The sequence below is a fragment of the Streptomyces sp. HUAS MG56 genome, from assembly GCF_058673395.1.
Genome location: NZ_CM178722.1, coordinates 1,379,107 through 1,404,390, shown reverse-complemented (window position 1 = coordinate 1,404,390; position 25,284 = coordinate 1,379,107). Strand labels below are relative to the sequence as shown.

Sequence of the window (25,284 nt, the reverse complement as noted above, 5' to 3'; positions counted from 1 at the left end):
AGCCGCGGGAGGCGCCCATGCCTGGTCGACAGAGCCGTCGATCCGTGCTCGCCGCGATCACCGCGCTGCCGCTGACGGGCGCACTGAGCGCGTGCAGCGGAAACGACAGCGCGTCCCTCCGATCCGGGAGCAGCAGTAAGTCCGGCAGGAAAGGCGCGACCACCATCACGTTCTGGTCCGCCCTGCGCGGCAGCCAGCAGGTGGTGGACGCGTTCAACAAGACGCACGACGACATCCAGGTCGACTTCGAGCAGATCCCCTCCGGCACACAGGGCGGGTATCTGAAGCTGAGCAACGCGGCACGCGCGGGCAACGCCCCCGACGTCGCCACCATCGAGTACCCCCAGCTGCCGGGCTTCGCGATCGACGGGGTCGCCCGCGACATCACCTCGCTGGTCGGTGCAGGCCTGCGGGCGAAACTGCTGCCCCAGTCGCTGGGCCAGACGACCTTCGGGAAGCGCACGTACAGCGTGCCGCTCGACACCGAGCCCATGGTGCTGCACTACCGCAAGGATCTGTTCGACCAGCTCGGCCTCGATGTCCCCACCACCTGGGACGAGTTCGCCGACCTGGCCCGCACGGTGCGCCGCACGGGCGGCGGCCGCCGGATCGCCGTGTTCCCCACCGACGGCATGCCGCAGATGGCCGCCTGGTGCTGGCAGGCCGGGGCGCAGTGGTTCGACATCTCCCAGGGCGCCTGGAACGTGTCCATGACGGACGCCCCGACCCGGAAGGTCGCCGCGTACTGGCAGCGGCTCATCGACGAGGACCTCGTCCACTGCAACTCCACCACCGCCCGCCTCTACGACGCGCAGATCGGCAAAGGCCAGGTCCTGACCCGGCTCAGCGGCGCCTGGGACGCGGGCGCGCAGATGAAAGGGCATCCGGAGCAGAAGGGCCAGTGGCGTGTCGCGCCGCTGCCGCAGTGGACCCCGGACCAGCCGGCGCTCGGCACGCACGGCGGCTCGACGTTCGCCGTCACGAAGGACAGCAGGCACCCCGAGGCCGCCATGGAGTTCATCGAGTGGCAGGTCGCGCACCCCGACGCCCTCAGGGCCCGGCTGTCCAGCGGCGCGAGCAGCCAGTACCCGGCCGCGACCGGACTCGTGTCCGTGGGGCGTGCCGCGTTCGACCGCGCCTACTACGGCGGTCAGGACATCTACCGGCTGTTCGAGGAGGAGGCTTACAAGATCCGCGACGGCTGGGTGTGGGGCCCGCGCATGACCGCCACCGGCTACGTCATGCAGGACGCGTTCGCCCGGGCGGGAGCCGGCTCCGGCACGATCCTGTCCGCCATGCGCGCCGCACAAGACGGCACGATGCCCGATCTCAAGGCGCTGGGCCTCGCCACCACCCAGCACTCGACGTGACCGCCCGCACTCCGAGAGGCAGGTGACCCATGACCGCGACAGCCCGCGTCACGACGCCGCGGACCGCCCCGGCACAGCCGGCGGACGGCTCCCGGCGCACGGCACAGCGTGCGGCGAAGCGCCGTCGTAACGGCGCCGCGGGCGTCCTCATGACGCCGTTCTTCGTCCTCCTCACCCTCGTCTTCCTGCTCCCGGTCGGCACGGCGGTGTGGCTGAGCTTCTTCAGCGACGACCATCCGGGCCTCGGCTTCGGCCCGGCGCGCACCGTGTTCGTCGGCCTGCGCTCGTACTCCGTTGTGCTCACCGACCCGACGTTCCTGTCCGGGCTCGCCACGGTCGGGCTGTACTGCCTGATCTACATCCCGCTGATGGTGACCGGCTCCCTGGCGCTCGCCCTGCTGCTCGACTCCGGCGTCGTCCGGCTGCGCGCCTGGGCCCAGTTGGGCCTGTTCCTGCCGCACGCGGTGCCCGGCATCATCGCCGCCCTGATCTGGCTGTACCTGTACACACCCGGCATCAGCCCCGTCATCGAGGCGCTCGGCAAGGCCGACGTCACGGTGGACTTCCTCGGCCTGCACACCACGCTGCCGTCGATCGTGAACATCGCCCTGTGGAGCAACGTCGGCTACAACATGGTCGTCTTCTACGCGGCCCTCCAGGCGGTGCCCCGTGAAGTACTGGAGGCGTCCGTGGTCGACGGCGCGGGGCCGGTGCGCACCGCGCTCCAGGTCAAGGCACCGCTCGTACGCTCCTCGATCGTCATGGTCGCGATGTTCACGCTGATCTGGGCGCTGCAACTGTTCACCGAGCCGATGCTGCTCCACCAGTCCTCACAGATGATCAACACCCGGTTCTCGCCCAGCATGTACATCTACGACGCCGCCTTCAGCCGCAACAACTACTCGCTCGCGGCCGCCGCCTCCGTGATCCTCCTGGTCATCACCATCGCCCTCTCCTACGGGGTCACCCGCTGGACCAACCGCGTCGACTCGGCCGAGGTGAGCGCCCGATGAGCGCCACGGACCGGACCCTGACACGCCCGCGGATGCTGGGCCGGGCGACCGTCAACGTCGTCGTCGCGGTCTCCGTCCTGTACACCGTGCTGCCGGTGGTGTGGCTGCTGCTCGCCGCGACGAAGTCCCGCGACGCCCTGTTCAGCAGCAGCATCCTGTCGTTCCGCGACTTCTCCCTCGTCCGCAACATCGAGGACCTGTTCGCCATGGACGGCGGACTGTACGGCCGCTGGTACGGCAACAGCCTGCTGTACGCCGTCCTGGGCGGGGCGCTCGGCGCGCTGATCAGCGTCGCCTGCGGGTACGCCTTCGACAAGTACCACTTCCGGCACAAGGAGAAGCTCTTCGGGCTCGTGCTGGCCGCCGTCATGGTGCCGCAGACGGTGCTCGCGCTGCCGCTGTACCTCATCGCGTCCGAGACCGGTGTCGTGAACACCTTCTGGTCGGTGTTCATCCCGGTCCTGTTCAACCCCTTCGGCGTGTACCTGGGCCGCATCTTCGCCCAGGGCTATGTGCCCGACGAGATCCTGGAAGCCGCGCGGGTCGACGGCGCCGGCGAGCTGACGACCTGCATACGTGTGTCGCTGCGCATGCTGGGCCCCGGTCTGGTCACGGTCTTCCTGTTCCAGCTGACGGCGATCTGGAACAATTTCTTCCTGCCGATGGTGATGCTGTCCAACCAGAACCTGTATCCCGTGAGCCTGGGGCTGTACCAGTGGAACAGCCAGGCGTCCGTCTCGCCCGAGTACTACCCGGTGGTGATCATGGGCTCGCTCCTCGCCGTCCTTCCGCTCATCGTCGCGTTCGCCCTCCTCCAGCGCTTCTGGCGGTCCGGCCTGACAGTGGGGGCGGTCAAGTGACCAGGCCCCGCGCGGCGTTGGCCATGTCGCGCCAAGCGGCGGCCGCCGTCTTCCCCCCGCGGTCGCTGGCCGCGCTCGGGGACGTGTGCGACCTGGCGCCGCTGCCGGTCCTGGACGACCTGACGACCGTACGGGCGAAGGACGTCCTCGGCGATGTCGAGCTGCTCGTCACCGGCTGGGGATGCCCGGGCCTCGACGCGGACGTCCTCGCGGCGGCGCCCCGGCTCGCGTGCGTGGTGCACGCGGCCGGTTCGGTGCGCGGCCACATCACCGACGCCTGCTGGGAACGGGGCATCGAGGTGTCCTCGGCGGCCGCGGCCAACGCGCTGCCCGTCGCCGAGTACACACTCGCCATGATCCTGCTGCACGGAAAACACGTACTGGAACGCGCCCGCGACTTCCGGCGGACACGTGAGCGGGCCGACTGGCTGAGCACCTCGCACGAGGTCGGCAACTACCGTCGCACGGTGGGCATCCTCTCCGCCTCCCTCATCGGCCGGCGCGTCATCGAACTGCTGCGCCCCTTCGACCACGAAGTGCTGCTGCACGACCCGTACGTCACCGGGGCCGAGGCCGCCGAGCTGGGCGTCCGATGGGTGCCCCTGCCCGAACTCTTCGCCCGCAGCGACCTGTTGAGTGTCCACACCCCGCTGCTGCCCGCCACCCGCGGACTCGTCGGCCGCGAACTGCTGGACGCGATGCGGCCGGGAGCAGTGCTGATCAACACCTCGCGCGGCGCCGTCGTCGACCAGGACGCGCTCACCGACGTGGTGCGCGCGGGCCGCGTCCGGGCGGTGCTCGATGTGACGGACCCCGAGGTCCTGCCCGCCGACCACCCCCTGTGGGACTGCCCGAACGCACTGATCACGCCCCACCTCGCCGGCTCCCAGGGCAACGAATGGGAGCGGCTCGCCGACACGGCCGTCGGCGAGGTGGCCAGGTGGGCCGCGGGCGACGGCCTCGCCCACCCCGTACGACGCGAAAGGCTGGCCTTCCTCGCATGAGCATCCCGATCGAACTCCCGCCGGACGACCGGGAATCGAGCCCGTACACCGGCTATACCCGCGCCCACTGGGAGGCCGTCGCCGACGGGCTGCTCGGCGCCGCCTGGCGCTGGGCGACCCCCGGCGGCGCCCTGCTCGACCTGCCGGGCCGCCCCTCCAGGTCCGGCGTCCGCTCGGACGGCCTGGAGGGCTATGCCCGTACGTTCCTGGCGGCCGGCTTCCGGGTCGCGGGCGCCGGCGGCAAGGACCCGCACGGCTGGCTGGAGCGGTACGCGACCGGCCTCGCGTCCGGCACCCGCACACCCGGCCGGAACGACACCGAGTCATGGCCGCTGATCCTCGACCACCATGTACAGGGCCAGCCGATGGTCGAGTCGGCGTCGGTGGCGCTCGGCCTGTCACTGACCAGGCCGTGGCTGTGGGACCGGCTCGACGGCGACGTACAGGACCGGGCCGAGACGTGGCTGCGCGGCGCCGTCACGCACACCCCCGCGCCGAACAACTGGTACCTCTTCCCGTTCACGGTGGCGTCGTTCCTGGAGTCCGCAGGCCGCGGCGACGCCGCGACGGCGCGGGCCCGGGAGCGCGCGCTCGACCTGATGGAGACGTGGTACCGGGGCGACGGCTGGTACGCGGACGGCGACGGCCGGGCCTTCGACCACTACAACGGGTGGGCGCTGCACCTGTATCCGCTGCTCCACGCCCATCTGACGGGCGACACGGCGCTGTCGCAGCGGTTCGGGCCGCGGCTGCGCGAGCACCTGGAGGGCTTCTCGCTCCTCTTCGGCGCCGACGGGGCGCCGATCCACTTCGGGCGTTCGCTGACCTACCGGTTCGCGGCGTCGGCGGCGGTCGGCATGGGTGCCGTCACCGGCCACACCCCGCTGCCCCCGGGCACGTCTCGCCGCCTGATCAGCGGAAACCTGCGCTACTTCCTCGACCGGGGCGCGGTCACCGACGAAGGGCTCCTCAGCCTCGGCTGGCACGGCCCGCACACCGCCACGCTGCAAACCTACTCCGGACCCGCGTCGCCCTACTGGGCGTCGAAGGCCTTCGTCGCCCTGCTCGCGGCTGAGGACGACCCGCTGTGGACGGCGACCGAGGAGGCGGCCCCGAGCGACGGCCTCGACCGGGTGCTCGCGCTGCCCGCCCCCGGACTGCTCGTCCAGTCCACCAGGGCCGACGGCATCGTGCGTCTGCACAACCACGGCAGCGACCATGTCCGTCCGCACGAGGGTGAATCCGCCGCGGAGGACGACCCGTTGTACGGCCGCCAGGCGTACTCCACGCACACCGGCCCCACATCGCGGGCCAACGTCGCCGACAACCATGTGTCCGTGGAGGTCGGCGGCGTGGCAAGTGTGCGTCGGCGCATCCATCCACTGGGCGCGGGACAGGGCGACGGATGGGGCTGGGCGGCGTCCTGGCACCGGCCGGTGTTCCTGTCCGGACCGCCGATGGTGCCGGGCCTGCGCGTCGAGAGCGTGACCGTGGCACGCGGCCACCACGAACTGCGGATCCACCGGGTGACCGGGGCGCCCCACGGCGCACGGGTCACCCTCACCGGATGGGCCACGCGGGCGCTCCGCTCCGAGCTGACGGGGGTGCACGGCTGGGCGGGGGCGGACCAGGTACGCGCGCCCGAGGGCACGGCCTACGAGCCATGGGTGCGGATGCCCAGGCTCTCGGCGGAGGTCCAGGGAACGGCGGTGCTCGTCGCGCTGGCCGCCCTGGGAGCCGACGCCGGTGATGATGCCGAGGCCCCGCCGCTCGCCGCCGCCGTGGCCGAAGTGAGGTGGCTGGACGGCGAGTTGCGTGTGCGCTGGGCAGACGGCCCGCAGACCGTCGTGACCTTCGACCCGCTCCGGGTGCGGACGGTATAGGCTCCGCGCACGTCGTGCTTCCCCTCCAGGGGACGAAGGCGGCCACTGGCGGCGGTGCCGCCGTGGCTGGTGCCCATGTTCTGGATGCCGAGGGGCAGGCCGCTCTTCTGGTCGACGTTCTTGTACGGGCCGGAACCGGCCGCTCCTCCGCGCACCCACCTGGCCGGCGCCCGGGGAGCCGGAGGCGTCACCGCTGCCGTCCTCACGGTTGGCCCAGGCGTGGTAGGGCACTGCCGTCAGTTCGATCAGGTCGCCCTCGGCCGGGCGCTGAGTGGTCGCGGCGGTCTCGGTGGTCTCGGCGGGGGAGGAGCCCGGAGAGAGGTACGGGGTGTACGGCCGCCAGCCGGGGTCCGGGACATGGCGTCGGCGGCCCGCGGCCGTGATCGTCGTGACGCCTCCGAGCAGGTCGGGGCGCTGCTTGACGGCGAGGGGGCGGGTGGGGTCGAGAACGATGTCGTCCAGGCCGCCGCCGGGGTGGTCGGCCTGCTCCAGGCAGTGGACGAGGGGACCGCGCTCGATGGCCACGCACCCGCGTAACGGCGTCCATGCGCGGGTCGGCAGCGGTGAGGCGGGGATCGAGGACGAGTTCCAGGACCACCTGGTCGCCGGGAGCCCGGACGCGGTGCAGGCGCAGCCAGCCGTCGGTGACGGGGGCGTCCGTCCGGTCGTACGATTCGGTGCCGCAGCGCACATGGAACTCGCGGCGCCAGTGGGGGATGCGCAGGGACAGCGTCCGGGGGCGGTCGTCCGGGGTTTCCTCGACGGTGAGGACGATGGCGCCGATCCAGGGGTACTCGGTGGCGCAGCTGAGGGTGATGCCGTCGCCGGTGTAGGTACCGGTCTCGGTCCTGCTGTGCGACACCCGAGGCGACTCCATCCGCGAACAGCACCACCTGCGCAACCTCATGGACCGCCGCGTCGACGGCATCATCGTCGCCGGCCGCCGCACCGACCCGCGCCCGCCGCTGACGGGTATCACGGGCCTGGAGACGGTCCCCGTGGTCCACGCGCTCTCACCGTCCACGGACCCCGGCGACATGTCCGTGGTCACGGACGACAAGGGCGGCGCCGAGCTGGCCGCGGAGCACCGGCTGGCCACCGGCCGCACCCGCATCGCCCACATCACCGGTCCCGAGCACCACGCGGCCGCCCGCGACCGGGCCCGCCACACCGTGGCGCACCTCGAACAGGCGGGCCTGGCGCTGTCCACCGGCCGTGTCCACTTCGGCGAGTGGAGCGAGGCATGGGGCCGCCGCGCCGCCGACGCGGTGCTGCGTACGGCGCCCGACACGGACGCCTTCTTTTGAGATTCACGGGCATATGTCCCATTTGAACCCATATGCAAATAAAGCTTGATACGTCATTGTTTGGCCCGCTAGAGCGCTTCGCTCGATACAGGTGACTCAATTCACCTACGACGCGTCTTAGTGCTGTAAACGGCGCGTAAATCCCCCAATTCCCGCGCCCGCGCGCCGCGCGAATCCGACCGGACAACGACGTTGCTTAGTAAAGTAGGGAATTGTCGATTTATTCCCGGCGGGCTAACAATGTGCGCGCCGCAGTGCACCACTGGACGAAAAGTGGTGCAGCTTGCCGAGGGAACCGGCAACTGCGGGTCATGCAAATTCTGGAAGAGGACCGCTCCATGCCCCTTCATGCCCGCAAGCGCCCCACCCGGGCGCGCCGCCGTATCGCCGTCACCGTCGGCACCCTCGCCATGATCTCCGTCGCCGCCCTGGGCACAGCCCAGGCCGCCCCCGCCGCCTCTGCTGCGACGACCTACACCGTCCGGCCCGGCGACCACCTGGCCTCCATAGCCCGCGCCCAGCACGTGCCCGGCGGCTGGCTCGCCATCGCGACGGCCAACCACCTCGCGAGCCCCTACGCCCTCCAGCCGGGACAGGTCCTCACCCTGCCCGCCGGATCGACCCCCGCCGCTCAGCCGGCAACCACCACGAAGGCCGCGTCCCCGTCCCCCACGACGCCCGGCAGCCAGTCGTACACCAACAACCTGGACGGCTGGATCAAGCACGCGCTGGCGATCATGGCCCAGAACGGCATCCCCGGTAGCTACAACGGGATCTACCGCAACGTGATGCGGGAATCCTCCGGCAACCCCAACGCCATCAACCTCTGGGACTCCAACGCAGCCGCCGGTACGCCCTCCATCGGCCTGCTCCAGGTGATTCAGCCCACCTTCACCGCTTACCACGTGTCGGGCACCTCGACGAATATCTACGACCCCGTCGCCAACATCACCGCCGCGTGCAACTACGCCTTCCACCGCTACGGCTCCATCGACAACGTCAACGGTCCCTACTGACAGGGAATTACCGCTCCAAGTAACTCCCGAAGCTCGCGGTCACGGCGGCACTTGCCCGCCGTGACCGCGAGTTGCATCGTCAAAGCACCGACCAGTCCCCGTACGTGGCGACGGGCCGAACCTTCGCACAGTCCCTGGTCCTTAGGGGGGTTCATGCGCCGCGCCGTCGGGGCCGGCCGCGGTGAGGCGTTGGAGCGGGGGTCCTGGGCGTAGTTGATCTGGTCGGTGCACTTCACTCCGGGCGCCTTCTCACGTGGCTTCTCCCTCCCTTGGAGTTCCGCACGGCTGGGGGCGGTCAGCGGTGATCTGGTGGCGGTTGTGGAAGGTGATGCCTATGGGGGTGAGGGGGGCCGAGCGCGTCGGCGACGGCGATGACGCAGACCGGAGTTGCTGCGACGCGGGCCGGGCGGAGCGTCATCGTGTCGGTCCCCAGGATGACGGGATGTGGGCGGAGTTCGGGGGACGGGGGATTGGGGAGGGTGGGTCAGGGAGTCAGGACGACCTTGCCGGTGACGGTTCCGGACTCCGCCAGGCGCAGGGCCTCGGCAGCCCTGGCGAGCGGCAGTTGGGCGGCGATGGGGGCGGTGATGTCGCCGCGGCCCAGAGCGGAGAAGACCTCGGTGAGGTCGGCATGCAGCCGGGCGCGGAAGCGATCCTTGTGGAGCTTCTGGCCGGCCCAGATGTTGTAGAAGTGGGCGCGGCGGCCGTTGGGCAGGGTGTTCCAGAGCCAGGTACGGGCGAGGATCTTCAGGACGGGCCACTGCTTGGAGCCGCTGTCGTCACGGGTGGAGGCGCTGCCGTAGGAGACCAGGGTGCCGCCGGGGGCGAGCAGGTGCCAGGAGTCGATGACGCTGCGCCCGCCGACGTGATCGAAGACGGCGTCCACTCCGCCGGGGGCCAGCTCACGGACCCGGGCCGGCACGTTCGCCGTGCGGTAGTCGACCGGGGTGACGCCGAGGTCCCGTAGTGCGTCGTGGTGCCGGGCGGAGGCGGTGCCGATCACCTTCACACCGGCTGCGCGGGCGAGTTGGACCAGGATCAGGCCCACGCCGCCGCCGGCCCCGTGCACCAGGACTGTCTGCCCGGCGCGCACACGGGCCGTGCCGTGCAGCATCTGCCAGGCGGTGATGCCGTTGACCACGACGGTCTCGGCCTCGGTCGCGCTCAGACCGTCGGGGACCTCGACCGCGTCCTGCGCCTCGACGACCACGTGGCTGGCCCAGCCGCCGACCTTGACCAGCGCCGCCACGCGGCGCCCGGCCAGGGCCGGGTCGACTCCCTGGCCGGTCGACAGCACCCGGCCCACCAGGTCGTAGCCGGGCACGAACGGGAACGGGGGCTGGTCGTAGTACCGCCCGCGGCGCATCTGCTGCTCGGCGAAGGAGACCCCGGTCGCCTCCATGGCGATCACGATCTGTCCCGGGCCGGGCTCCGGGACGGCGGCGCCGCGGACTTGCAGTCCTTCCGGGTCCACGATGCCCGGCAGAACGACTTCGACGAAGGGGTGGTTGCTCACGACCACCCTCCCTTCTCTAGTGGCTGTCGCGTTCGTTAGAAGTTCTAACACGACCACTCGCGATGGTCAATCGCAACCGTGATACCTTCTAACAACGCCGCCCGCCGCCTGAGCCCGCGTCGGCGTCAGGGGCGGCGCAGGCCTCCGCAGAGGCTTCGCCCGCTCACCTGTGGGCACGGAGGAAGGCCGGGATGTCGGATCGGGTCGGGTAGTCGGGCAGCGGTGCGGCTTTGTTCTGGAGGAACGCGGTGATGACGGCTGCTGCTCGTTCGTCGTTGTCACCCAGGCCGTTCCACATGTGATGGCCGACGCCGGGCATGTACTGGGTGCGCCGCACGGCGGGGTCGTCGGCGAGGACGGTGGTCTCCCATTGGCGCACCTGGGAGGAGCACTCGGCGATCATCAGCATCGCGGGCGTCCGGGAGCGCCTCAGTTGCCGGGCGATGGAGGGGGAGTCCTTGACCGTCTGCTGGACACGGAGGCTGGCGGCGGCGCTGAAGGAGAAGTTCCGCGCGGTGTCCTCGACCGGGATGCGGTGCGCGTCGCGGGCGCAGTAGCCGGACGCGGTGTCGCTGCCGAGGTCGGCTGCGGTGAGGGCGTTGTCGCCCTCGGCCTGTCCCACCAGTCCGTTGTCCGGGCTGAGCAGTCCGAGCCGCATGAGGCCGAACGCGACGGCGTAGCGCGGGACGTGCGTCGAGCGCGGTCCGGTCATGGGCGGTGCGATGCCGCGCGCCGACGGCCGGCCCTTCTGCCCCGCGATCCGTGTGGTGGGACCGTCCATCGGGCCGGGTTCGGCGATGATCGCCCGGTGCAGGCGGGCGGCGACGGCCGGGTCGGCCAGCGCGCGGGTGAGCACGACGGCGCCTGAGGAGAATCCCAGCACATCGCTGCTGCCCAGCCGGTCGAGGAAGGCCCCGAGATCGCGGACGGACCGGTCGATCGAGTACTGGCCCATGGGCAGCGGCTCGCTCCGCCCGCCACCGGCCTGCTCGTAGGCGTACACGTCGTAGCCCTGCCCCGCCAGGCGCTGGAGGAAGTGGTGGTCGAGCACCGAGATGCCGCGCACCGGACCGCCGTTGAGATAGACGAGCGGGACGCGGTGCCGGGGCCCGTGGCCGGTGGGCGGGTAGTGGTAGACGGCGACCCGGCTGCCCGTGGACAGGCTCCAGTGCTCGGTGGTCACGAACGGCAGTGCGGGCGGGTGGCGGCGCGTCGTGGGGACGGTCGGGACGCACACCGACAGCGTCAGGGCGGCCGCGACGAGCACCGGCAGGAACGGCACGAGCCGCCCCCGCCAGGTCCGGCGGCGGCCTCGCCGCAACGCCGCGACGAGCGCGATCCCGAGGGTCGCGGACCATGCGGCGAACCCCGATCCCGCGCCGTCGGTGGCGACGATCAACGCCAGGAAGACGGCGACCAGCACGAGGACCGCGGCGGCAGCCGCCAGCAGGCGGCCGACGAGGCGGACGGTACGTATGACGGACGACGGCACGGCAATCCCCCAGGTTTCAAAACACCGTTTCAAAACGATGTTATCAGGGTGGGTACACTGCTCCCCGTGGGAAGGCCGAGAACGAACGACGCCGCCGTCAGAGAGCGGCTCGTGGCATGCGCGACCGAGATGTTCGCCACCCGTCCCCGCGAGTCGGTCACGGTCCGCGCGCTGGCCACCGCGGCCGGGACGTCGACGGCGGCGGTGTACACGCTGTTCGACGGCAAGGACGGGCTGGTCGGCGAGGTCCGCGACCGGGCGGTGGCCGGCCTGTTCCAGGACCTGTCGACGGCCCCGACCTCCGACGACGCACTCGACGACCTGCACGAGCTGGCCGCCGCATACCGTCGCTGGGGACGCGAGCACCGCCACCTGTACACGGTGTTGTTCGGCGGTGCGCAGTCCTTCGACCCGTCCGGCAGGGTCGGCGACCGCGACCCCGTACGACTGCTCGTCGCGGCGATCGACCGCGCCGTGGCGGACCACACCCTCGCGGGCGACACGACACTGATCGCCGTGTCGCTGTGGGTCGCCCTGCACGGAGTCGTGACCCTCGAACTCGCCGGCGCCCTCGACGACACCGCGGCCGAGACCGCGTTCGGGTCGACGATCGGCGCCGTACTGCGCGGCTGGGCAACTCCCGCCGCACCCACCGGCCTTCGCCGCGCCGGCACCGCGCCCTGACGCGGATGCCCGGTCCTGTACCTAGACCTGTTGTCCTGCCCGGACTCGGCAACCATGGCCGACGGCGACGCAGGTTTCATCCGCCGCGAAGTGCTCAGCGCGCGTGCGAACAGCACCCTTCTTGAGGCGCGGCACCGGCGACGGACTCCGTACGGCAGAAGCAGGACGCTTCGATCGGTACGTCCGCCATCGCGGCGGCGATCTTCAGCTGCTGCGCCACGATCTGGGCCTCGCCCGCCCTGCCGAGCCGCACGAGGCACTCGTGGAGGCCGTGCAACGCCCAGACGTTGCCCGGGTGTTGCTGTGCGCGTGGCAGGGTGTCGTCGAGTCCGAGATCGGCCCGGTAGACGGCTTCGGCCTCCGCCACCAGGCCCTGTTCGAGGAGCAGCGCGCCGTATGCGTGCCGGGTGGGCTGCATCCACCCCCACGGCTCGTCGTACGGAAGGCCGTCGTCCAGCTCGATCGACCGGCGCAGGGCGGCGAACGCGGCCTCGTGGCGCCCCTTGCGGTAGTCCAGCTCCCCGTCCAGCATGTGCGCGGCGATCGCCAGGATGTCCGCGCAGGTGTTGTTGAACAGCATCCGGGTCTCCGGGACCCGGGCGGCGGCCTCGCGGAAGAGCTCACGTTCCGCGTCGGCGTCGTCGGTCCGGTTCGACGCGGAGAGCGCGACACCGCGTGCGTACCGCAGCATCGCCGTGGTCACGCAGTACAAGCGCGCGTCGGCGGGCATCGGCAGGGCCAGGATGTCGTCCCAGCGCCCGAAGCGGATGAGCACGTGCACCCGCATCGCGAGGAAGCCCTCCAACCAGTCCGCCATCGGTGGGCTGTCCACGCGCAGCAGTTCCTCGGGCACGGCCGCTTCAAGCCGGTCCGCCGTTTCGAGCGCGTCCTGGAAGCGGCCGAGGAACATCGCGCCGTAGATCTTGAAGTGGTAGTTGTGGCAGCGGTACAGGGTGTAGAAGTTCATCGCCCCGGCCCTGGCATGGAACTTCTCGTCGGCTGCGATCGCCTCGGTGTTGTCGGAGATCACCCGGCGATAGTCGCCGCAGAGCACTTCCAGGTGCGAGGGCATGTGCTGGAGATGGCCCGCGTCCGGCACCAGACCGCGCAGCCGGTCGCCCACCGGCAGGGCCGCTTCGGGCGTCGGGGACATCTCCATCAGATGGATGTAGAGATGAAGGAGGCCCGGGTGCCGGGTGCCCGCCTCCGTGGCGATCGCCCGCTCCAGTACGGCCCTGGCCTCGACGGTGCGCGACCCCGGGGCCGGCGTGCCCGTGCGGATGTCCCACAGCCGCCAGGGCGTGAGGTTCATCAGGGCGTCGGCGTACAGGGTGGCCACGTCGAGGTCGTCGGCCGCCATCTGATGGACGGCCCGCATGCTGTCGGCGTAGCCCGTGTTCCACACGGAACAGTCCTCGACGTCCGGGGCCTGGGCCTGTGGATAGCGGGCACTCAGCGCACCGATGAGGGCTCGCTCGACCGGCTTGGCGCCGACGGCCTTCGCCTGTGCGCGCCGCACCGCGGCATGCGCACGCTCCACCGTCCGTCCCAGGTCCTGTGCGTCGAAGAACTCCCAGGGTTTGTTGTAGTTGGGGCCGAGCGCGTAGGCCAAACCCCACTCGGCCATGGCACAGTCGGGATCCGCCGCGACGGCGGCCTCGAAACAGCGGACGGCCTCTTCGTGATTGAAGGCATACGTCCAGTTCAGCCCGCGGTCGAACCACGTCTGTGCCTCGGGGGACGACGTCGTCACGCGCCGGCCGTGGCTGCCGAGGTCGTAGTAGCGCATACGAACTCCTCAAGGCTGACGGCCACCGTCCCGGTCGCGGGGAGGGTGCGACGGTGACCAGGGGAGACGACCCTATGCCGAACCCCGGGGCCCAGCAGCCCTGACTCACGACCCGGTGCCATGTAGTGAATTCACACCTGACTATTGATCGCTTCTTTGGTTTGCCGGTCTATCGTCTCAACAGATCATGATCGAATGTCAGCTGAGGTCGACACGGTGAAGCGAATGATGGGCCGGGGAAAGCGGTACAGGCCGGTGACGTGGACGCTCGCGGGAACAGCCGCGGCCGTCCTGGCGGCCGGCGGTTGCAGCACGAGCGGCGGCGGATCCGGTCATGCGCCGCTCCCCTCGGAAAGCGGCAGGCCAACGGGCGCCCCCGGCAACGCGTCCGGAGCTGCCGACACCGCGGCCGCGTGGCACAGGTGGGGCCTGAATCCGCTGCCGGCCGCGCCGCCGCCCCCGGCCGACAAGCCGGTGAAACTCGCCGCCACCGGAACCGTTCCGGTCCTCACGCATATACCGACCACGCAGAAGGTCGTGTTCATCACGGTCGACGACGGTCAGGAAAAGGACCCCAAGTTCATCGAGATGATGCGGGACCTGAACATCCCGATCACGATGTTCCTGATGAACGACGCCATCAAGTCGGACTACGCGTACTTCAAACCGCTTCAGGCGCTGGGCAACCACATCCAGAACCACACCCTGCACCATCCGGTCATGAGCACCGTCCCTCTGGCGCGCCAGAAGGAAGAGGTGTGCGGCGACCAGAAGATCCTCACCAAGGAGTACGGCACCGCGCCACTGCTGTTCCGCCCGCCCTACGGCGCGTACAACGAGAACACCAGGATCGCGGTGGGGGAGTGCGGACCCCGCGCGATCGTGTGGTGGCGGGAATCCATGCAGATCCGCAACATGCAGTACCAGGACGCACGCAAGAAGCTGCGCGCCGGTGACATCATCCTCGCGCACTTCCGCGGGCCCAGTGAACTCAAGGGGGCCACGATGACGCAGATGTTCACCAACCTGCTCAGGCGCATCCAGGAGCAGGGATTCGCAGTGGCACGCCTGGAGGACTACATCCAGCCACCGGCCGGATGAGCCCTGGTTCCCCCAGTTCGTAGGCGTCCGGCGTGGGCCGGGCGCAGACCGGGTCAGCCACCGCCGTTCGTGGCGGTGAGCTTTTCGACGACGGTCTCGTCCGGGCCGACGAGGCGCCCGTCGCCGGAGTGGATCTCCCAGGGGCTCAGCGGGCGTCCGTTCCGCCGGTCGAGGAGTCGCGAGTGAGCCTCCACGGAGTCGAAGCAGTGCGTCTCGCCCCACGGGCGCAGTGCCACGGTGGCGGGGAAGAGCGCCTGCCCCTTGTCCGTGAGTACGCGACGACGGGATGGCCAGGGGTGTCCGCCGTGGGGGCGGCGTTCAGTTGCGCCGCCCTGCTGCTGTGGGCGATGCCCCGGTGCGTCGGGAGCGGCGGGCGCGAGTGAGCAGGGCTCGGCGCCACGTCTGTCCAGTTGCGAACCGCGTGCGCAAACCATTCCGAGCAGCCCCGGGCTGATCCGAGGCCCCCTCGACCTGTCCCGTTCAAGGCGCCCCGGCGGCGGTCAGCCCGACAACTGGCCCTCGTGCAGAATCCGTTGGAACAGACGGTGGTCCCGCCACTCGCCGTTGATGTGCAGATAGCGTGGAGCCATGCCGATCGGCTCGAAACCGTTCTTCGCCAGCACCCGTTGCGAGGGGACGTTGTCGAGGAGCGTGGTGGCCTCGATGCGGTGCAGGCCGATGACGTCGCGGGCCGTGTGGCAGACGCTCGCCACCGCCGCGCCGGCCAGTCCCCGGCCCTGGCGGTCGGCGGCCACCCAGTACCCCAGGGACGCGCTGCGGAAGGGCCCGAAGACCAGGCTCGTGAGGGTGACCGTGCCGACGATCGTGCCGTCGCTCTCCAACACCCAGGGCACGAGGCGGCGTTCCGTGAACTCACTCAGACGCTCGGCCGTGCGCTCGGCCTGCCCCGCGACGGTGAAGAAGCTGTCCGGACGGCGAGGTTCCCAAGGAGCCAGATACTCCCGGTTCGCCACATACGCGGCGTGCAGCGCTTCCGCGTCGCTGACGGAAACAAGCCGCAACACCGCGCCGCCCGGCAGTACTTCAGGAGGAATGATCACCTCGGCACTCTAGTACCGCGATGTCACGTCGCTCCCTCTGCTCGGCTCCTGCGGCACCTCCATCCCGATCTCGGTGTACATCGGCCTGGCCGCCCTCATCACCGTGATCGCCGTCCTCGCCGCCCGCGAAGCCCGCGGCAGCGATCTCGCGGCCATCGAGGCGGACGGCACCACCGCTCAGCCCGCCTCGGAGCAGCCGACGGCGGCCTCCGCCTGAGCCGTGAGACGACGTGACCGAGCAGAGGGGCCGGGGCAAGGGGCCGTCCCAGGCCGCGGGATCCGGCCCCTCACCTGATCCGCCTGCTCGACCCCTTCACCCTTGCCGCGCGTCGACACGGGGGCTCCCGCGCGCTCCACCCGGTAATTCACGGGCGGTGTGTCCGGCGTGCGTCCTATCGTGTCCGCGGACGCCCGGGGCGGGGCGGGGTCGATGGGAGGGGCGGCGGAGTGCCGGACGCGTACCAGGTCATGCTCGATGCCGAGTTGAGCAAGGCGTTCGACGTGTGGTCCGGCTATCTGGACGCCGACACCGGCGAGGATCCCCAGGTCCGTGCCCGACTGCGCTCCACGTGGGAACGGGCTCGTGCGGCGGCCGCCGAAGGCGATCTCGTGTCCGCGCGTGCCGCGGTGACGGACCTGTACGACGAGGCCCGGGAAGCACGCCTTCCCTGGGCTCCCGCATTGCCCCGTCCCCGGGAGGCGGACGAGCAGGCGCGTGACTACGCCAAGGACGAGCTGCGTGAAGCCCTTCCCCCGCCCGTGCGCGACGCTCTCGGGATCATCGCGATCTCCCTCTCGGTCACGGCCCGCCGACTCCAGTCCCTCCCCGGGCTCGACTGCGGCACCCGTCAGGACATCCTCTACATCACGGCCCGCGCCAGGATGGCTCTCGACCTCGCCCACCCGAGAGCAGCCCGGCGTGAACTCGAACGCCTGAAGGTAATTGCGCGGCGCTGGAGCACCGAGCCCTGAAGGCCCGCGGGCTAGGACAGGGTGCTGATCCTGCTGCGGACCTTTTCCACGATCGTGGCCGGGAGCGTCGCGTAGCCCTGGAAGCTCAAGTCCTCCTGGCCCCTCCTACCGGAGACGTACGTCAGGAACGCCTTGGTGGCGGACCACGTCGCCGCCTTGTTGCCCTTGTCGCAGACGATCTCGTACGTGACCATGTCGATCGGATAGGCGCCGGCGGCCTTGGTCCCATAGTCCAGCTTCAGTACGAGGTCGTCGCCGGGGCCCGCGACGCTGGAGCCGGCGATCGCCTTGGACGCCGTGAGAACGCTGGCGTCGACCGGGGCCGGGGCTCCGGTGGCGATCGAGACCGTGGGAACGCCATGGGCCAGGGCATGCGACAGCTCGACGTAGCCGATCCCACCGGTGGTGTTCTTCACCTGTTCGGCGAGGCCCGAGGAACCCTTCGCGGACTGGCCGCCCTTGGCCATCCACACCTTGTCGTGCCCGTGCGGCCAGGCCCCCGGGGCGGCGGCGCTGAGGTAGGAGGTGAAGTTGTCCGTCGTACCGGACGAATCGGAACGGTGCGATGTCCGGATCGGTGTCGAGGGCAGTGTGGTGCCGGGGTTGAGCTTCGCGATCGCCGGATCGTTCCACTTCGTGATCCGCGAGTCGAAGACCTTGGCCAGGGTGGGTGCGTCCAGGACCAGTTTGCTGACGCCTGGCAGGTTGAAGCCGATCGCGATCGGGCCGCCGACCATCGGCAGGTGCACTGCCTGACCGCCGCCGGAGCACACACTCCTGGACTGGTCGACCTGTGCGGCGCTCAGCGCGGAGTCGGAACCCGCGAAGGCGGTTCTGCCCTTCAGGAAATCGGTCTGACCGGCACCGGAGCCGTTCCCTACATAGGTGATCTTGGTACCGGGACACGCCCGCATGTAGTTCTCGATCCAGAACTTCATCGCGAACTCCTGCGCGGTCGAGCCGGAAGCCGGCACCGCGGCCGCCCTGCCGCAGGCGATCCCGGTGGGGGCGGGCGAGGGCGCCGCGGACGGTGTACTGGCGGGCCGGGAACTGCCGGTGGAGCCGCACGCCGTCAGCAACAGGGCACCGCAGACCACCGCCGCTCCGACCGCCGGGCTGCGCGGCCCGCTCTTTGGCTGAAGCACTCTTCGGCTCTCCTTCTTGCGGACCGCCGGGGTCGGCCCGGTACGGGGGTGTGGCGCCGCGTGATCCCTGTGGCCTGCATGGGTAGCGACAGCTGTACTCACTATATGCAATCACATCACTACTTTTAGTGATGCATGCGGTGCTTGCGGGGTGGGTTGGGCATCTTGCTCTTGCAGGGTGAGGAGATGATCAGTCAGCCCTGCGATCGTCTGGTCGCGCCGCATCGGGAGAGCGCCGGGAAGTGTGTTGTCGGCCCGCTCTGGGTCCGGTGGATCGCCTCTCTCGCGGTAGCGCATAGTTTGGCATAGGACAAAATGTTAGGGTGCCCGCGGAGGTGATCACGTGCTGGTCAGCGGTACGACCGCGGCGGAGATCGCCGGCAGTGTGCGGGATCAGGTCGCGTCCGGCGAGCTGGCGCCACGGGCGGTGCTGCCGCCGGTGCGGGTGCTCGCCGCCGAGCTGGGAGTGAACCGGAACACGGTCGCCCTGGCATACCGGCGGCTCGTCGAAGCCGGGGTGGCGGAGACCCGGGGCCGTGGCGGCACGGTGATCGCCGAGGTGCCGCAGCTGGCCCGCGAGGGCGTCGGGGCCGACGGCGACTCCGTCGACCTGGCAAGCGGCAACCCCGATCCCGAACTGCTGCCGGACATCCTGGCCGCGGCCCGTGGCGGCCGCTACCGCCGGCCCCTGTACGGCATGCCCGCCGTCGACCCGGACCTGGCCGAGTGGGCCTCCAACGACTTCGCCGAAGATATCGAGCAGCCGTTCCGGACACTGGTGACGCACGGAGCGGTCGACGCCACCGAGCGGCTCCTGAACGCCCATCTCACCCGCGGCGACCTGGTGGCGATCGAGGACCCCTGCTTCCTGGCGAGCATCGGCACGCTGCGGCTGAACGGCTACCGGCCGGCCCCGGTCCGGGTCGACGGCGCGGGCATGCGTCCCGACGCCTTGCGGGCCGCCCTTGAGGACGGTGCCCGAGCGGTCGTCTGCACGCCGCGCGCCCACAATCCGACCGGTGCGAGCCTCACCGAGGAACGGGCGGCCGACCTGCGCGCGATCCTCGCGGACCACCCCCAGGTCCTGGTGATCGAGGACGACCACTTCTCGGCTGTCTCCGCGCGGCCGTACCAGCGGATCACGCCCCCGAGTACCGCGCGTTGGGCTCTGGTGCGGTCCGTGTCCAAGTTCCTCGGCCCGGACCTGCGGCTCGCCCTCGTCGCCGCCGACACGGAGAGCGCCCTGCGCCTGGAGGCGCGGTTGAGCGCCGGGACCACATGGGTCAGCCACCTCCTGCAGCACATCGCCCACGCGCTGCTGCTCGACCCCGGCGTCCATGAACTGCACGAACGGGCCCGCGAAGCCTACGCGCACCGCAGTGGTCTGCTCGTCCGGCGGCTGCGCGCTCACGGTGTCGAGGTGCCCTGCCGGCCCGACGGGCTGAACGTATGGGTCGAGCTCGACGTCGACAGCCGGTCAGCGGTCCAGGCCCTGGCGCAGCGGGGCTGGGCCGTACGACCCGGCGGCCTCTTCGTCCGTGAACCGTCCGCCCACCCGGAGGCGATCCGGGTCACCAGCTCCACCGTCACCGAGTCGCAGGCCGAGGCGTTCGCCGCCGAACTCGCCGCGGTCGTCGCCGACTTGCGCGCGGCGAACCGGCAACCGTGACCGGCCCTCCCCTCCGAAGGAGTCACCATGTTCCAGGGCCTCAGCGCCTTCCCCCTCACGCCCACCCGTGAGGACGGCATCGACGGCACGGCGTACGCCGCGCTCGTCGCCCGCCTCGCTGCCGCCGGAGTCGACTCCATCGGCGCGCTCGGCTCCACCGGCGGCTACGCCTACCTCACCCGGGAGCAGCGCGCTCACGCCGTGCGGATCGCGGTCGAGGCCGCCGACGGGGTCCCTGTCCTGGCCGGGATCGGCGCGCTGCGCACCTCACACGTGCTCGCGCTGGCCGAGGACGCTCAGCAGGCCGGGGTCTCCGCCGTGCTGCTCGCCCCGATGACGTACCAGCCGCTCACCGAGGACGAGGTGTTCGGTCTGTTCGAGGATGTCACCCGCGAGCTGTCGGTGCCCTTGTGCGTGTACGACAATCCCGGCACCACACATGTGCACTTCAGCGACGAACTGCACGGCCGGATCGCGCAGTTGCCGAACGTGGGATCGATCAAGATCCCCGGCGTGCCCGGGGACCCGGCACAGGCGAGGGCCCGTGTGGACGCCCTGCGGGCGCTGATCCCGGACACGGTCACCATCGGCGTGAGCGGCGACTGGCTGGCCGCGCTCGGTCTCAACGCCGGGTGCGACGCCTGGTACTCGGTCATCGGCGGCACGTTCCCGCAGACTGCCCTCGCCCTCACCCGTGCCGCCCGGAGCGGTGACGCGTCACGCGCGACGGACCTGTCCGACGCACTTGAGCCGCTGTGGGCGCTGTTCCGCCGCCACGGCAGCCTGCGCGTCATGTCCGCCGCCGCGTCCCACCTCGGGCTGACGGGGGAACCGAACCTGCCGCGCCCCTTGCGCGGCCTGGACGAGAGCGTGCGGCACGACGTGGTCACCGTGCTGAACACCCTCGGGCTCACCGCCTGAGCGGGCACCCCGCGCGCACCACGAATCGTCGGCACATCTCGTCGGCACATCACGACCGGAATGCCATCACGGGGCCGGTGGCAGGTGGACCGTCATGATCAGGTGGCAGGTCTCGGTGCCCGAGCCGCGGTAGGTGTGCGCGGTGTCGCCGTCGAACGTGGCAGTCCGGCCGGCCTCCAGGATGTGCTCGCTGCCGTCGACGACCAGGGTCATCACGCCTGAGGTGACACTGATCGTCTCCACGACCCCGGCCTGGTGGGGATGGCTCGGATACTCCTCGCCCGGCTCCAGCCGCCAGCGCCACACCTCGACCGGGGCCGGGCCCGAGGTCGTCAGCATGAGCCGGGCCTCGCCGCCCAGTTCGCCGGTCCACAGCGGGGCCACGTCGTCGACGGCCGCGATCCGGACCCTGCCCTCGTGCGGCCCCTGCATGAGGGCGGACACCGAGATGCCGAGGGTGTCGGCGAGCCGGACCAGGGTGGCCAGGTTGGGGTTGCCCTGTGCCTTCTCCAGGGCGACCAGGGCGCCCTTGCTGACCTGGGCGCGCCGGCCGAGTTCCTCCAGGGACAGGCCCGCGCGGACCCGGGCCGTCCGGACGTTGTGTGCGACCGTCCGCAGAGCGGCGCCTGTCTCGGCCACCTGATCACCATCCTCGTACGCTGGTCGGAGTGATGGACTACACGGTCGTTTTGTTGACACGCGTCGGTCGATTCGTTGTACCGTGTAGCCGTTCCATTGATAGTAAGGGATGTGCTGTGATCGCTCTGCTGCTGGCCCTGGGCAGCTCTCTCGCCTACGGATGCGCCGATTTCCTGGGCGGCCTGGGGGCCCGAAAGGCCCATGTGCTGCGCACCGTGATGGTCGCGGCGCCGGCCAGCCTCGCCGTGGAGCTGCTGCTGTGGCCGGTGCTCGGCGCCTCGTTCAGCGGCGCGGCCCTCGGCTGGGGTGCGGCGTCCGGGGTCGCCTCGGCGGCCGCGTTCGTCCTGCTCTACCGCACCCTGGCGATCGGCCCGATGAACGTGCTCTCGCCCGTCACCGCGCTGGTCTCCGCCGCACTGCCCGTGGGCGTCGGTCTGCTCCAGGGCGAGCACCTGAGCACCGCCAGACTGGTGGGTCTGCCGCTCGCGCTGGTCGCGGTGGTGCTGGTCAGCGCCGGACACGGCACGGGCCCGGTGCGTCCCTCGCGCACGGCGCTGCTGCTGGCCTTCGGCGCGGGCGCGGCCATCGCGCTCCAGCTGATCTGCCTGCACCAGGCACCCGCCGACAGCGGGGTGGCGCCGCTGATCATGGGCCGCGCGGTCTCCTCGGCCGTCACCCTGGCCGCTGCCGGTGCGCTGCGCCGCAGGCTCGGCGACGAGCGGCCCGCGTACGGGATGTCGGCCGCGGCGGGTGTGCTGGACTCCATGGCGAACCTGCTCTTCCTGCTCGCCGCCCGCAGCGGTGACCTCACCGTCGTCGCCGTGATCACCGCCCTCTACCCGGCAGGAACGGTCCTGCTCGCCCGCGGCGTCCTCGCCGAACGCATCCACCGCGGCCAACTGGTCGGTCTGGGCACCGCGTTCGCCGCGGTCAGTCTGCTGGCCCTCGCCTGACCCCTGTACGTCCGCCCCCGTAGCCGTCCCCACGGAAGGCGACCGGAATGTTCATCGAGAGCTGTGACGCCGGTCCCGGTCTCGGCGAGGCCGAATGGCCCACCTGGATCGCCGACGACCATGACGCACCCAGCCCGGCGAGGCCGAGGCGGACCTGCTGCGCCGTGGACCAGCCTTCGTACGACCGGCCGCGCTCCGGCATTGTGCGGCCCACGCTCCGAAATCGCCGACGTACGCGCCAAGTTCACGTATGACGACCACCGGCCGGCCGAGCACCGCACTGCCGTCGCCGACCGCCCCACAGCGCGGGACCGCGGCCCTCGACGCGGCCACCGTGGGCCGACAACGCTGCGTCGGCGCGATCGTGCAGCCTGGACCGCGTCGGCCCCTGGAAGCCCTGCCCCCGCCCGGCCACCCACCCCACACACGAATCGGAACCCGCCCATGACCGTCTTCCGCATCGCCCCCGCCGTCGCCGACGCCTTCCCCGGCACCCTCATCGCGGTGGTCACCGCCACCGGCCTGCGCGGCCGTGAGCCCTGGCCGCACACCGTCACCGCCCTGGAGGAGCTGGAACAGCAGCTCGCCGACGGCAGTTGGACCCCCGCCGACGAGGCCGACCCCCGGATCGAGGCCTGGCACACCGCCTACCGAGCCTTCGGCACCAACCCGCGCCGCATCCGGCCCAGCGTCGACGCGCTCGGCCGCCGCATGGCGAAGAAGGGCGGTCTGCCGCGCATCAACCCGGCCGTCGACTCCTACAACGCCGTCTCCGTGCGCCACGGCCTGCCCTGCGGCGCCTTCGACCTCGACCACGTCACCGGTGCCGTCGACATCCGCCACGCCGACGGCACCGAGTCCTTCACCCCGCTCGGCGAGCCCGACACCGTCGAGACCCCGAAGCCGGGCGAGATCGTCTACGCGGACAGCGAGATCGTCCTGACCCGGCACTGGAACCACCGCGACGCCCACCGCACCCGCGTCACCGAGGACTCCACCCGCGTCGCCTTCGTCCTGGAGACCCTCCACGCCGACCGGGACGGCGACCTCCTCAAGGTCGCGGCCGACGAACTCCAGGGCCTCCTCGCCCCGCACGCCCGGCAGACGGCCGTGCACTACCTCAGCCCGCAACAGCCCCAGGCGACGGCCTGATTCCGTGGCGCCGTGCCGTGCCGCACTCCACGCTCGGCACGCCTCACTGAGTGGGATGCGGATTCAAGGGGGAAGGATTGATGCGCCCGGTGTTCGTCGTCCTGGACCCGTCAGGGAGAGGGAGAGAGGTCAGGCCATGCCCGACTCGCCGCAGATCGATGTCGTCCGCCGCTTCTACGACGCCAAGGGGGACCTCGCGGTGATCAGGTCGCTGGTCGCGCCCGACGCGCAGTGGGACGTGGTGGAGGGGTTCCCGAACGGCGGTGTGTACGACGGGCTGGACAGCATCGTCGACGACTTCTTCGGCTTCTTGTCCCTGTTCTCCAGCTTCCGGGCCGTCGCCGACGAGTTCCACGAGGCCGGCGACCGCGTCATCACACTCGGCCGCTACGTCGGCGTCACACACGGCGGACGGGACGTCACCTCGCGGTTCGCCCATTTCTTCACGCTGCGGGACGGCTTGATCGTGCGGCTTCAGCAGACCAACGACACCCTGCCCATCGCCCGCGCGCTGGAGGAATGACGGCACGCTGCCGGGTTGCCCGCACGGTCAGTGCGGGAAGGCGCGAGGGGGTCGCTGGCGGGGCAGTTCCTCGCGGAAGTCGGAGATGGCGGTGCTGATCTGGCGCATCAGGACCGTGTGTTCCAGGCGGTCGAGGTAGAGGTTCGCGTGTGCCAGGGCGGGCAGGTCGACGCAGAAGTACAGCCCCATGAGCGGGTTGACGAACAGTTCGCTGCCGCGGGTGCGTTCGGTGAACCGTACGTCGCCGAACTCTCCCCGTACGGCTGCGGCGACGGATCCGTGCACGATGCTGGGATGACTGGCATGGCAGTCCTGGGCGTGGGCGACCGCGTCGAGATAGGCGGCGCCCTCAAGGCTTTCGCGGGGCAGTGAGAACGCGCCCAGGTAGCCGCCCGAGCGGTCCAGGCGGGCCAGGTTCTCCAGCACGAGGGCATGGTTGACACCGTGGTAGGCGTCCACTCCGAAGCCCACGCACGCCACGAGCCGGTGCGCGACCTCGTCCAGCCCGGCGACCGCCGCGAGGCTGGCCATGTCCTCCTCCGGTGTGCCGAGCCCGTGTTCGTCCCCCCGCATCAGGATGTCGGTGCCGCCGTCCACCAGCACGACTGCGTCCACCCCGCCGAGGTGGTCCAGCAGTGCCCGGTAGGCGGCACGCAACGGCTGGACGCCCGTGAGGGGAAAGGCGTAGACGGTGTCGGGCAGTTCGCGCGTGCGCAGCCAGCGGGCGAGCGAGCGCTCGGGGAAGTAGTCGCCGCGCAGCGGGGTGTCCGGGCGCACGGCGGCGACGTCCTGTGCGACCCAGGAGTCGAGGTCCAGGCCGTACAGGTCGGAGAAGGACAGGCTGGCCAGGTGGACCTCCGCCCCGGCCGAACGCAGGGCGAGGGCCAGGGGCAGTCCGGCGTAGACGTCGAAGCCCCCGCCCGCACCGGCGACGAGGACCCGGCGCGCCGCGCGCAGGCGGGTGAAGAAGGCGGGCTCACGCAACGAGAACATCAGCAGAACCTAACAAGGCCGGTGCGCCACCCGGACAGCGGTCCGGTCAACGAGCGGCTCCGGTGCCGGACTTGGGACGAGCCGGAACCCGGTCTCCGCTCGCAGGGAGTGGCCGACGCCGCGAAACCAAGCGGCGGGCATGCAGCGGATCGCCGACGAGGCCCAGGTGCCTCGTCTCACCGTCCACCGCGGCTCCCCCTGCGGCGCAACGGCACATCAGG

The 25,284-nt window shown here is 70.9% G+C and carries 24 protein-coding genes and 2 pseudogenes; 16 read left to right on the top strand and 10 right to left on the bottom strand.

Annotation, left to right across the window (positions count from 1 at the left end; translation table 11 throughout):
• Positions 1-17 precede the first annotated feature (17 nt).
• From AC4OXY_RS06990 to AC4OXY_RS06970, 5 genes are read left to right on the top strand one after another with little or no spacing between them, the layout of a single operon-like run.
• Positions 18-1,370: an ABC transporter substrate-binding protein gene (locus AC4OXY_RS06990; RefSeq protein WP_491993451.1), complete on the top strand. Its 1,353-nt coding sequence runs from the start codon at positions 18-20 to the stop codon at positions 1,368-1,370.
• 29 nt (positions 1,371-1,399) lie between these two features.
• Positions 1,400-2,383: a carbohydrate ABC transporter permease gene (locus AC4OXY_RS06985; protein ID WP_491993450.1), complete on the top strand. Its 984-nt coding sequence runs from the start codon at positions 1,400-1,402 to the stop codon at positions 2,381-2,383.
• Positions 2,380-3,243: a carbohydrate ABC transporter permease gene (locus AC4OXY_RS06980; protein WP_491993449.1), complete on the top strand. Its 864-nt coding sequence runs from the start codon at positions 2,380-2,382 to the stop codon at positions 3,241-3,243. Before AC4OXY_RS06985 ends, AC4OXY_RS06980 begins: the two co-directional genes overlap by 4 nt.
• A gap of 23 nt (positions 3,244-3,266) precedes the next feature.
• Positions 3,267-4,247 carry a hydroxyacid dehydrogenase gene (locus AC4OXY_RS06975; RefSeq protein ID WP_491993448.1) on the top strand — a complete coding sequence of 327 codons (981 nt, stop codon included), beginning with the start codon at positions 3,267-3,269 and terminating at the stop codon, positions 4,245-4,247.
• A complete protein-coding gene (locus AC4OXY_RS06970) occupies positions 4,244-6,130 on the top strand; it encodes a DUF2264 domain-containing protein (protein WP_491993447.1) in 1,887 nt (628 codons plus the stop codon). Before AC4OXY_RS06975 ends, AC4OXY_RS06970 begins: the two co-directional genes overlap by 4 nt.
• A 255-nt stretch (positions 6,131-6,385) precedes the next feature.
• Here AC4OXY_RS06970 and AC4OXY_RS06965 read toward each other — a convergent pair.
• A pseudogene (locus AC4OXY_RS06965) lies at positions 6,386-6,823 on the bottom strand (hypothetical protein); the annotation flags it as partial.
• A pseudogene (locus AC4OXY_RS06960) lies at positions 6,774-7,007 on the bottom strand (hypothetical protein); the annotation flags it as partial. The pseudogenes AC4OXY_RS06960 and AC4OXY_RS06965, both read right to left, overlap by 50 nt.
• Between AC4OXY_RS06960 and AC4OXY_RS06955 the strand changes: the two are divergent.
• Together AC4OXY_RS06955 and AC4OXY_RS06950 are read left to right on the top strand one after the other, a co-directional pair.
• Positions 6,979-7,437 (top strand): type 1 periplasmic-binding domain-containing protein, encoded by a 459-nt coding sequence (locus tag AC4OXY_RS06955; RefSeq protein WP_491994801.1) that lies wholly within the window; start codon positions 6,979-6,981, stop codon positions 7,435-7,437. The pseudogene AC4OXY_RS06960 and the gene AC4OXY_RS06955 sit on opposite strands and share 29 nt — an antisense overlap.
• 338 nt (positions 7,438-7,775) lie before the next feature.
• A complete protein-coding gene (locus tag AC4OXY_RS06950) occupies positions 7,776-8,453 on the top strand; it encodes a LysM peptidoglycan-binding domain-containing protein (RefSeq protein ID WP_356031208.1) in 678 nt (225 codons plus the stop codon).
• Between the two features lie 484 nt (positions 8,454-8,937).
• Here the strand turns inward: AC4OXY_RS06950 and AC4OXY_RS06945 are convergent, their stop codons facing one another.
• Positions 8,938-9,969, bottom strand: a complete 1,032-nt coding sequence (locus AC4OXY_RS06945) for a medium chain dehydrogenase/reductase family protein (protein ID WP_362822297.1) — start codon at positions 9,967-9,969, stop codon at positions 8,938-8,940.
• 163 nt (positions 9,970-10,132) lie between these two features.
• A complete protein-coding gene (locus tag AC4OXY_RS06940; protein WP_356031205.1) occupies positions 10,133-11,461 on the bottom strand; it encodes an alpha/beta fold hydrolase in 1,329 nt (442 codons plus the stop codon).
• A gap of 66 nt (positions 11,462-11,527) precedes the next feature.
• Between AC4OXY_RS06940 and AC4OXY_RS06935 the strand changes: the two genes are divergently transcribed.
• Complete coding sequence (locus AC4OXY_RS06935) at positions 11,528-12,145, top strand: TetR/AcrR family transcriptional regulator (RefSeq protein WP_491993446.1); 618 nt, start codon at positions 11,528-11,530, stop codon at positions 12,143-12,145.
• A gap of 94 nt (positions 12,146-12,239) precedes the next feature.
• Here the strand turns inward: AC4OXY_RS06935 and AC4OXY_RS06930 are convergent, their stop codons facing one another.
• Positions 12,240-13,934 carry a hypothetical protein gene (locus tag AC4OXY_RS06930; protein ID WP_491993445.1) on the bottom strand — a complete coding sequence of 565 codons (1,695 nt, stop codon included), beginning with the start codon at positions 13,932-13,934 and terminating at the stop codon, positions 12,240-12,242.
• 195 nt (positions 13,935-14,129) lie between these two features.
• Here AC4OXY_RS06930 and AC4OXY_RS06925 point away from each other — a divergent pair, with 195 nt between their 5' ends.
• Entirely contained in the window at positions 14,130-15,035 is a 906-nt protein-coding gene (locus AC4OXY_RS06925; RefSeq protein ID WP_491993444.1) for a polysaccharide deacetylase family protein, read from the top strand.
• A gap of 53 nt (positions 15,036-15,088) precedes the next feature.
• Here AC4OXY_RS06925 and AC4OXY_RS06920 read toward each other — a convergent pair whose 3' ends face one another.
• Complete coding sequence (locus tag AC4OXY_RS06920; protein WP_402068100.1) at positions 15,089-15,271, bottom strand: hypothetical protein; 183 nt, start codon at positions 15,269-15,271, stop codon at positions 15,089-15,091.
• Positions 15,272-15,535: 264 nt separating this feature from the next.
• The gene (locus AC4OXY_RS06915; RefSeq protein ID WP_356031199.1) at positions 15,536-16,096 is read right to left on the bottom strand and encodes a GNAT family N-acetyltransferase; all 561 of its coding nucleotides are present in this window, start codon (positions 16,094-16,096) and stop codon (positions 15,536-15,538) included.
• A 73-nt stretch (positions 16,097-16,169) separates the two neighbouring features.
• On the opposite strand from AC4OXY_RS06915, the gene AC4OXY_RS06910 reads away from it, so the two are divergent.
• On the top strand, positions 16,170-16,313 hold the full coding sequence (locus AC4OXY_RS06910; RefSeq protein WP_491993443.1) for a hypothetical protein: 144 nt from the start codon (positions 16,170-16,172) through the stop codon (positions 16,311-16,313).
• A 230-nt stretch (positions 16,314-16,543) separates the two neighbouring features.
• Positions 16,544-17,068: a hypothetical protein gene (locus AC4OXY_RS06905; protein ID WP_356031196.1), complete on the top strand. Its 525-nt coding sequence runs from the start codon at positions 16,544-16,546 to the stop codon at positions 17,066-17,068.
• Between the two features lie 11 nt (positions 17,069-17,079).
• On the opposite strand, the gene pstS is transcribed toward AC4OXY_RS06905, so the two are convergent.
• On the bottom strand, positions 17,080-18,213 hold the full coding sequence (pstS, locus tag AC4OXY_RS06900) for a phosphate ABC transporter substrate-binding protein PstS (RefSeq protein ID WP_356031195.1): 1,134 nt from the start codon (positions 18,211-18,213) through the stop codon (positions 17,080-17,082).
• 343 nt (positions 18,214-18,556) lie between these two features.
• Here pstS and AC4OXY_RS06895 point away from each other — a divergent pair, with 343 nt between their 5' ends.
• Positions 18,557-19,882, top strand: coding sequence for an aminotransferase class I/II-fold pyridoxal phosphate-dependent enzyme (locus AC4OXY_RS06895; RefSeq protein ID WP_491993442.1), 1,326 nt, complete (start codon positions 18,557-18,559; stop codon positions 19,880-19,882).
• Between the two features lie 27 nt (positions 19,883-19,909).
• Positions 19,910-20,803: a dihydrodipicolinate synthase family protein gene (locus tag AC4OXY_RS06890; RefSeq protein WP_491993441.1), complete on the top strand. Its 894-nt coding sequence runs from the start codon at positions 19,910-19,912 to the stop codon at positions 20,801-20,803.
• Positions 20,804-20,869: 66 nt separating this feature from the next.
• Here AC4OXY_RS06890 and AC4OXY_RS06885 read toward each other — a convergent pair whose 3' ends face one another.
• Complete coding sequence (locus tag AC4OXY_RS06885; RefSeq protein WP_402068091.1) at positions 20,870-21,442, bottom strand: helix-turn-helix domain-containing protein; 573 nt, start codon at positions 21,440-21,442, stop codon at positions 20,870-20,872.
• A 116-nt stretch (positions 21,443-21,558) separates the two neighbouring features.
• Here AC4OXY_RS06885 and AC4OXY_RS06880 point away from each other — a divergent pair, with 116 nt between their 5' ends.
• The 3 genes from AC4OXY_RS06880 to AC4OXY_RS06870 all read left to right on the top strand — a co-directional run bounded on the left by AC4OXY_RS06880 (position 21,559) and on the right by AC4OXY_RS06870 (position 24,070).
• A complete protein-coding gene (locus AC4OXY_RS06880; RefSeq protein WP_491993440.1) occupies positions 21,559-22,395 on the top strand; it encodes an EamA family transporter in 837 nt (278 codons plus the stop codon).
• A 444-nt stretch (positions 22,396-22,839) separates the two neighbouring features.
• Complete coding sequence (locus AC4OXY_RS06875; protein ID WP_356031188.1) at positions 22,840-23,547, top strand: B3/B4 domain-containing protein; 708 nt, start codon at positions 22,840-22,842, stop codon at positions 23,545-23,547.
• A 136-nt stretch (positions 23,548-23,683) separates the two neighbouring features.
• Positions 23,684-24,070: a nuclear transport factor 2 family protein gene (locus AC4OXY_RS06870; protein ID WP_356031186.1), complete on the top strand. Its 387-nt coding sequence runs from the start codon at positions 23,684-23,686 to the stop codon at positions 24,068-24,070.
• A gap of 27 nt (positions 24,071-24,097) precedes the next feature.
• Here AC4OXY_RS06870 and AC4OXY_RS06865 read toward each other — a convergent pair whose 3' ends face one another.
• Positions 24,098-25,063: a DUF1152 domain-containing protein gene (locus tag AC4OXY_RS06865; RefSeq protein WP_356031184.1), complete on the bottom strand. Its 966-nt coding sequence runs from the start codon at positions 25,061-25,063 to the stop codon at positions 24,098-24,100.
• Between the last annotated feature and the right edge of the window lie 221 nt (positions 25,064-25,284).